Annotated in this window: 6 protein-coding genes and 1 riboswitch; all 6 genes read right to left on the bottom strand. The window is 38.9% G+C overall.

Features of this window, described 5'->3' with window-relative positions:
• Positions 1–74: 74 nt before the first annotated feature.
• On the bottom strand, positions 75–2,744 hold the full coding sequence (locus tag HMPREF3230_RS03545; protein ID WP_075523583.1) for an ATP-binding cassette domain-containing protein: 2,670 nt from the start codon (positions 2,742–2,744) through the stop codon (positions 75–77).
• Positions 2,745–2,772: 28 nt separating this feature from the next.
• Entirely contained in the window at positions 2,773–3,372 is a 600-nt protein-coding gene (locus tag HMPREF3230_RS03550) for an ECF transporter S component (RefSeq protein WP_075523584.1), read from the bottom strand.
• A gap of 44 nt (positions 3,373–3,416) precedes the next feature.
• A riboswitch (TPP riboswitch) is annotated at positions 3,417–3,519 on the bottom strand.
• Between the two features lie 158 nt (positions 3,520–3,677).
• A complete protein-coding gene (locus HMPREF3230_RS03555) occupies positions 3,678–5,045 on the bottom strand; it encodes a dipeptidase (protein WP_075523585.1) in 1,368 nt (455 codons plus the stop codon).
• Between the two features lie 83 nt (positions 5,046–5,128).
• Positions 5,129–5,935 carry a DUF4191 domain-containing protein gene (locus HMPREF3230_RS03560; RefSeq protein ID WP_075523586.1) on the bottom strand — a complete coding sequence of 269 codons (807 nt, stop codon included), beginning with the start codon at positions 5,933–5,935 and terminating at the stop codon, positions 5,129–5,131.
• Between the two features lie 79 nt (positions 5,936–6,014).
• A complete protein-coding gene (locus tag HMPREF3230_RS03565; RefSeq protein WP_075523587.1) occupies positions 6,015–6,632 on the bottom strand; it encodes a DUF3043 domain-containing protein in 618 nt (205 codons plus the stop codon).
• Positions 6,633–6,975: 343 nt separating this feature from the next.
• Complete coding sequence (locus HMPREF3230_RS03570) at positions 6,976–8,094, bottom strand: hypothetical protein (RefSeq protein WP_075523588.1); 1,119 nt, start codon at positions 8,092–8,094, stop codon at positions 6,976–6,978.
• Positions 8,095–8,235 lie beyond the last annotated feature (141 nt).

An 8,235-nucleotide genomic window follows, 5' to 3' on the forward strand; every position in this document is an offset into this window, starting at 1 on the left:
CTTAAATCTCTGCCTAACTAATAGCAAAGCATACTTTGTAAAACAAACTATACATAAAAAATAGTAATTTACTTTTAATTACTTCCACCAAATAATGCGAACGAACCTGTGTATATAGAAACAGCTAATGAAATCAACGGAATAATCACACAAACAATTATTAAAATCCAATCAGAAACTTTTACTTTGCTAATTCTTGCATGAGATCTTGGATTAAATCCGCCAAATCCTCTAGCTTCCATTGCCACAGCCAAAGTTGTAGAACGCCGAATTGAAAGAACAAGTAAAGCAAACATTTGAGGGAAAAATGCCTTTAACTTATTCCCATCTCCAATACCGCGAGATCGCCTAGAAGCACTTAAAGCTCGCCAATCATCTTGTAATACGTTAAACATTCTAATTCCAGCTAATCCGCCGTACACAAAACGATCAGAAAAATGCAATATTTGACTAAAAGCATCTGCTAAATCAGTTGCATCTATTCCTATCACAGTTACGATTGATGGAATTCCAATAGCCAAAATTCTTAAAAATGTTGCAAGAGCTAAAGATGAGGATCTGTCTGTAACATGAATCATTCCCCACTGAAACCAAGTGTTTCCACCAGATTTACCATAGAGTAAAACAGTAAGAGCAGACATTGGAGCGCCTATCCACACAGGCCAAGATAAGTAAGCAACTTTCCAAGGCGGAATTTTTATGCAAGCAAAAATAATGAACTCTAAGGCTAAAGCACAAGATGCAGAAACGCAATCAAGAGTGAAAAGCAATGGTATTGAACAAAGAAATGCGCCAATCATTCGATACACAGGATTCATAGATGCAAGTAACGGAGAATAGCTTGATTTCCTTGGATTTTCGGAACGCAAATTAACGTCACTCACACTAATTTTAGATGTATTACTTGCGCTTGAAGATAATTCATCTTTAAACGAGTCAGAATCAGAATCAGAATCAAAGTCAGAGTTGTCAGAATCAGAGTCAGAGTTACGCGAGTCACAAGAACTATTTTCTGCACACAACTCAATCACGCGAGCGCCTAAAGCATTAACTAATTCTTTATCGTGAGTCACAACAATAATGCAAATTCCATCTTTATGAAGACTTTCAATTAAATTGATAATTTGCAACCATGTTTTGCGATCCTGACCAAAAGTAGGCTCATCTAAAATAATCACACTAGGAGCAGCAGCCAAAGACGCAGCAACTGTAAGTCTACGTTTTTCACCACCTGAAAGCGTGTAAGGATTTGAATCAGCATATTGAAGCAAGCTAAATCTTCTAAGTAAAGATTCGGCTTGCTTTCGAGCATCTTCATCGCTCATACCTGTTCTAAGTGGTCCGAGCATAACTTCTTGCAAAACAGTTCCACAAGCAAATTGATGCTCAGGATTTTGAAATACATACGAAATGCGCTTAGCTAATTGAGATGATTTCCATTTAATAGGATCAGTTCCATTAAGACCATTTGAAAGCTTATCGCTTGCAACAACACTTCCGCTTAAAGCAGGCAATAATCCTGCTAAAGTAAGCGATAACGTTGATTTTCCAGCTCCATTAGCTCCAACTAAAGCTGTAATTTGACCAGATTTGAACTCTAAGTTAATATGCTCTGCAATAGGTTTATCTGTATGACTTATAGACAAATCCTTAGTTGAAAGAATTACGTCACCATTTGCATTAGAAGAGTCATAATCTAATTTATAAGATATATCATCTGACTTTTTATAACGCGATGGCAACCAAATACCAAGATCTGTAAAATCTAAATCAGATCTATTAAAAACTTCATCAGGAGTTCCATCAGCTACTATAATTGTGCGAGCAAACGAGGAACGCGCAATATCATCATCGTGGACTTCTTCTAAAGATTCAGATTCTGAAATATCTTCATCTAAACCTAAGACCACAACCCTATCAATCATGTCAATCCACGGTTCAGCATGATGCTCAACAAGTAACATTGTTGAATGAGCAGAATCTAAAACATTTTTAACAGCTTTAACAACTTGATCGACTCCATTGGGGTCAAGATTTGCTGTAGGCTCATCTAAAAGCAAAATACTTGGCTTCATTGCCAACGCTCCAGCTAAAGCCAAACGTTGCTGCTGACCACCGCTTAAATGCGATGTTGAACGGTGTAATTGTAAACCTTCCAATCCAACTTTTTTAAGGCTTTCATTGACTTGCTGCCAAATCAACTCGTGAGGAACGTTCATATTTTCTAGACCAAAAGCAACGTTATCTCCCAATCTTTGGAAAATTGCTTGAGAATCTGGATCTTGTAATACTAATCCAACTTTTCCTATAGCTTGACGAACAGGAATATCGTCAACGTACACACAGCCTTCGCTTATTCCACCATCTTCATCTTCTACTGGAATCATTCCGTTTGATTCTTTAGATTCTTTTGATTCTTCAGATTCTTTAGATTTTTCAGATTTGATTGATTCTTTAGATTCTTTTGATTCTTCAGAAGATAAAATAACGTTACTGCCTATAATTCCGGCAGCACCTGCAAGAATAGTGGATTTCCCTATGCCTGATGCTCCTAGAAGCAAAACTTTCTGCCCCGCTTCAATAGTGAGATTCAACCCACGAACAGCGAAATGTTTGCGAGTTGCATGACGATAACCCCAATTATCGAAACGTAGTTGAGCGTTACAAGAATCCGACGGAAGGAATGTTTCGGAATTCTTAATATCTTCTTCTCTTACAGCTTCTTCTTTAGAGTCATCAGGCATAGTAATAATCCTTTTATGGCAATGATATTTAACGACCGGATGCGAAGGAACTTAACGCGCCAGTTTCACGTATTCCCTTATATAAGAACCACATAAGAAGACCTGCAAACACTGCTCCTGAAACAGCGCTTGTAATAAGATACGTGATTCCGTAACTTCCTAATAAGTCAATACCTTGCAAGTTCTTAACAAAGCTAAATGCCCAAGAACCAACACCAGAAATAGCTCCAGCAAGAGTTGCATACCAAATATTCCAATGCTTATAAAGCAATACGAGGAATACGATTTCTGCACCAACACCCTGAACTACTGCAACAAGATACGTATCTAAAACGCCCCAAATATTACCCATGAAGCCTTCAATAACACCAGCAAGTACTTCAGCATAAAGAGCAGCGCCAGGCTTACGAACTATGATTGCAGCTAGAGGGCCTGCAAAAAGCCACAAGCCGTTAATTAAACCAGCCATTCCAGGAGTTATTGACTCAAGGAAATTCCAAGGTACTGTGCAAAAAGCTGAAACAACCCAATAAATTACAGCAGATACAACAGCTATTGCGGAAGCTACTGCAATATCAGCAACACGCCACCTTAAGCTTAACTTACTAGAAATATTTTCTTCTGACATAATAGTGCCTTTCTTTCATGTGTTACAAAACGTAACACAACTTGAGGCACGGGAAACAGACCTCCGTGCGCCAGCATTATCTGGATTCACGTTCAAGCGGTTTTTCTCAGCTTTTCTCGTGTGAGAAAAGCACCCGTGTCCGTTGGAGAGTTTACGGCATTGCGTAGACTCAATTAAAATTTATGCGATTCGCGCTTAATTTGACGATAAAATAACGCTTTAACTAATCAAACTACTTAGCAAATAAAATTTACTTAGCTTCATAAACCTACTTAGCAATTCGAACTACTTAAAGATATCAAAACTTACTTAGCTAACCTGTCTAAAAGCAAAGCTTCAGTTACAATATTTGATTGCAATCCAGAAAGAGAAATAGACTCGTTCGGACTATGAGCGTTAGATTGAGGATCTTCTGGTCCTGTCACTAAAACTTGAGCTTTAGGGAAAATGCGCTGCAATTCTGGAATAAACGGAATAGAACCGCCTTCGCCTTTGTTAATAGGTTCAACACCAAAAGCATCTTTCATAGAAACTAAAGCATCTTTAGTAGCAATAGCAGAAGGATCCATAGCCCATCCCATGCCATTATCTAAAGGCTCTACGCTAACTTCAGCTCCAAATGGAGCGTGAGATACTAAGAAATCACTTAAAGCTTTTTGAGCATCCTCTGGACGCTGACAAGGAGCTGTTCTAAGAGAAAGACGCAAACGAGTTTCATGAGCAATAACATTAAAACTTTCTTCAACTGGATGAGCATCCATGCCAATTACTGTTAAGCTTGGTTTAGTCCACATTCTTGAAGCCAAAGATCCTGTGCCTGCAAGCTTATAAGAATCAACTACAGATGAATCAGCGCGAACTTGATTCTCGTCTAAATCACGTTGCAAACCACCAATTGGCTCTTGAGATTCAATTCCAGGAACATCTAAATCGCCATCCTTGTTATAAAGCGAAGCAACAAGCATTGAAGCAAGTGTGTAAGCGTCTAAAATCGGACCGCCAAATTGTCCAGAATGAACTTGATGATGAAGAACTTTAACTTTAACATCTAACGTAGTATTTCCACGCAAGCTAGTTGTAAGGCTTGGGATATTTGCAGACCAATTACCAGAATCAGCTACAATAATCACATCTGAATCAAACTCATCTTTATGTGATTCAATGAACGGTATGAAGCTAGGAGAACCCATCTCCTCTTCGCCTTCAATAAATACCTTAATATTTACACACAGTTCATCGCTCAAAGCTTTTAGAGCACCATAGTGAATCGCGATTCCACCACCATCGTCTGCACTGCCACGCCCATACAAACGACCATCTATTTCAGTGCCTTTGAAAGGATCTGTGTTCCACTCGCTTTTATCTGGAACAGGCTGAACATCGTGATGAGCATAAAGTAACACTGTTGGAGCGCTAGGATCCACAATTCGAGAGCCAACTACTTCAAAAGCACCATCAGTTCCATCTGGATTTTTTGACTGTTCAACTCGAGCATCAACACCGACTTCACGCAAAACTTTAGCAACATACTCTGCAGAAACGCGCATATGTTCTCCAGTAATGCCTTTAGCAGAAACAGCACCTAAAGAAATCTTCTTATTTAACACACAAAGCACGTCATCGAAAACGTTTTTGACTCTCTCACGCACATCTTCAACTGCTAAAGTAGCCATGAATCCTCCAAAATCTATTTGAAAAATAATATGCTAATGATTGCAAATAATTCTTGCAATCTTTTCATAAAAAATAATTAAATTTACTTACCTCGCATAGCACGTCTGCTTATATGCTGTTTTTTAGTAGGATCTATGCCTTTAGGAATACCGAATCCGCTTTTGCTTTGCAAAGTGCTTAAACGATTGTTCACATTTGCAAGTTCTAGTTTAGTCATAAAGAATCTACGGCGTGGGTGAAGTTTCGCTAATAACACAAACTTATGATTCGTTTGCTGATAACTTTTTGCATGAAGTACTTTATCTCGCAAATCTTTAAGTTTTACTTCTTTTTTGCTTTCACCTACAACGAATTTATACACTGGAATTAAAGATCCTAATGTTATGTGCTTAATGCTTTGCTCTTGACGATTCATTGCGTTCATAACGCGTTCATAATTGCCTTCGCCAATAAGAAATATGCCATTATGGCCTGTTCCGCGCCAAATTGCATCTTTAGTGCGAGGATCTACCCAAATCGGCTGCTGTGGGAATGAGAATCCGCCTTTATTTATAGATGAAAGTATGCCTATTGCAGCTCCAGATTTGCCTTCGAGTCGAGCATAGCCTACTTTATCTGCTCTCTTAGTTAGAACAATCGTAAAAAGTAAGAATCCAAGCATTATTGCTGTGATCATCATCATAATAAAAGTGACAATTGACCAATGCAACAAGAATCCAATAATTAAGCCTAAAACAACAGGAGCTAGGAATGCTAATGCAAGAAACCATGGCAACTGCTTATCATCACTGTGCGTATATTTATATATTCGTATGATTTGAGAAAAAATATTATTTCGCGAGCTTTTAGCTTTTGCTGTTTTTGTGTTATCAGAATTATTTTTTGCCATGTGTAAATCCCTGATATTTGCGTGTTTTACTATTTAATCAATAATAACTATGTTTCAATACTAAACGAATAAAACTAAGTTATTTAGGCCAAACTCCGTGTTTCTTGTATCGAGGTTTCGGCAATCTCCAGCGCCGTAATTGTATTGCGCGACTCCAAGCATATGTGAAAGATCTAGAAGAACGGCTTACTGATTGCGGACCGTATTTGCTAATCAACTCTTTGCGAAGTCTTCTCCACATAATAAATACGTCTATTGCGCAAATAAGCAAATACACATAAAGCACAACTGTTAAAATAACGCTTATTATTCTCATGCTTACGAACGAGAAAGACATGATTATAACCATAAGAACAAGTGAAAATGGAATGAAATATTCGCCTATGTTGATTCTCGCATCAACGTAATCACGAATGTAAACGCGCCAAGGCAATTGCTCATACTTCGGCATATGAGCTAAATCTCCAGAACGCATAGCTTCATACTCTGCGTTTTCTTTTTCACGTATGCGTATGCGATTGCGGCGCGCGCTTTCTTCACGGTCAACAGGAACAATAGGACGCAATTTTTGCGCTTGCGACACATTTCTTTTAGGTGTAGGAGCGTTTTTTTGACGATTGTTTTTAAGTTGTTGCTTAGACTCGCTATTGCCATCGCGAGCTTCGGCGGATTTTTTGGCAAATGGATTCCATTTCATGTTTGCAGATTACCTAACAGACTAGACGCTTAAAACATAATACTGTTTAAACAAGTTGCAATAAAAAAGGCTTTTGGTTGAATACCCCTAGTAGTATTCAGCCAAAAGCCAACGCACTTAACTTTAAAAACCTATAACAATAGCCTTAACACTAGGAAGAAAAGAAAAACAGCAAACTAGTATTAAAAACAGTAAAGTTATAAAGAATTTAGTAAAACCAGCATGAGTTTCCCTACAAAACAACACGCCAAGCAGTTAAGTGCAAGAACAAAACTTAGGCTTAAACACTAGAAACTTAATATTTAAGCCTAAGTGATACACACAAAACTTTAAAAGCTAAAGCTTAGTGACGGATCTTGCGAACAGCAGCGCCCATGCCAGCGAGGAGAGCAGCAGCCAAAGCAGCGAAAGCTACGCCAACACCAGTCTTGCTGAGCTGCTTCTTGCCCTTACGACCCTTGGTGTTAATGTGAACGCCGTGCTTGCCTTTATCCTTAGAATTCTGCTTGTTTTGCTTGTGATCGTTCTTGTGATCGTTCTTGTGATCGTTCTTGTGATCACTCTTGTGACCGCTTGGAGTTACCTGGCTAGAAGCCAAGCCAAGCTTGAAATCATCAGCATCAAGCTTAAGGAACTTTGGATCCTTCAAAACATCAGCATCATCACCAAGACCTTCATAAGCAGTCTTGTACTCGCCATCAACAAAGCTGTTATACTCTTCCAAAGCTTTAGTGAAAGCAGCTTCAACAGCAGTGGACTTAGCATTAGCCTTATTAAGCTGAGCTTCAGCTACTCTCTGAGCCTTCTGCAATTCCTTTAAGCGCTTAGCATAAGCTGTAGTCTTCTGGAAATCCTCAGAAGCATTATCCTGGTAATCTTCCAAAGCACGGTCTGCAGCTTTCTTAGCTTTCTTAGCTTCTTCAACAGTCTTCTTGAAAGGAGCATACTTATCCCAAGCTTTATTCAAAGCAGTACGCTTCTCACCAAGCTTCTTTTCAGCGTCAGCAAAAGCTTTCTTCTTAGCTTCCTTAGCTTTCTTCTCTTGCTCTTCCTTATATTCCTTAGTAGTAAAATACTTAAGCTGTACTTTCTGCAAATTCTCTTCAGCAGCCTTCTTAGCAGCAACAGCTTCTACATACTTGTAGCCACCTGCTACTTCAGTATTATCAGCTTTCTTAACTACTTTCTTTTCAGCTTCCTTTACTTCGTAGCCATCTTTAGCAGTGCCGTCTTCTTTCAAAGCAACTGCAACAGTGTCAGTGTAATCAGCCTTACGAGTAGCTTCAGCAGTAGCAACCTTGCCTTGAGCTTCAGTAAGTTCCTTCTGGAAGTCAGCTTCAGTGTATTCTTTAGGTTCGTTAGCAAAAGCTGGAGCAGTAGCAACTACTGGAGCAGCAAAAGCCATGCCGGCGAGCAAAGTAGCGCCAGCAGCAAAAGCGGCAATAGCCTTCTTATTTAACATAATATTTCCTTTCTTCTTCTCCACTACGCCATATGACGTAATGAAAAAACTAAATCACTTCTAAAGACTTTTAAATTAAGTTCTAGAAGTGCATCAGCAAGTTATAAACAAGTGATGTTTGCTTTTAAGATACCCCCCCCC

This window comes from Gardnerella vaginalis (assembly GCF_001563665.1).
Lineage (GTDB): Bacteria > Actinomycetota > Actinomycetes > Actinomycetales > Bifidobacteriaceae > Bifidobacterium > Bifidobacterium vaginale_A.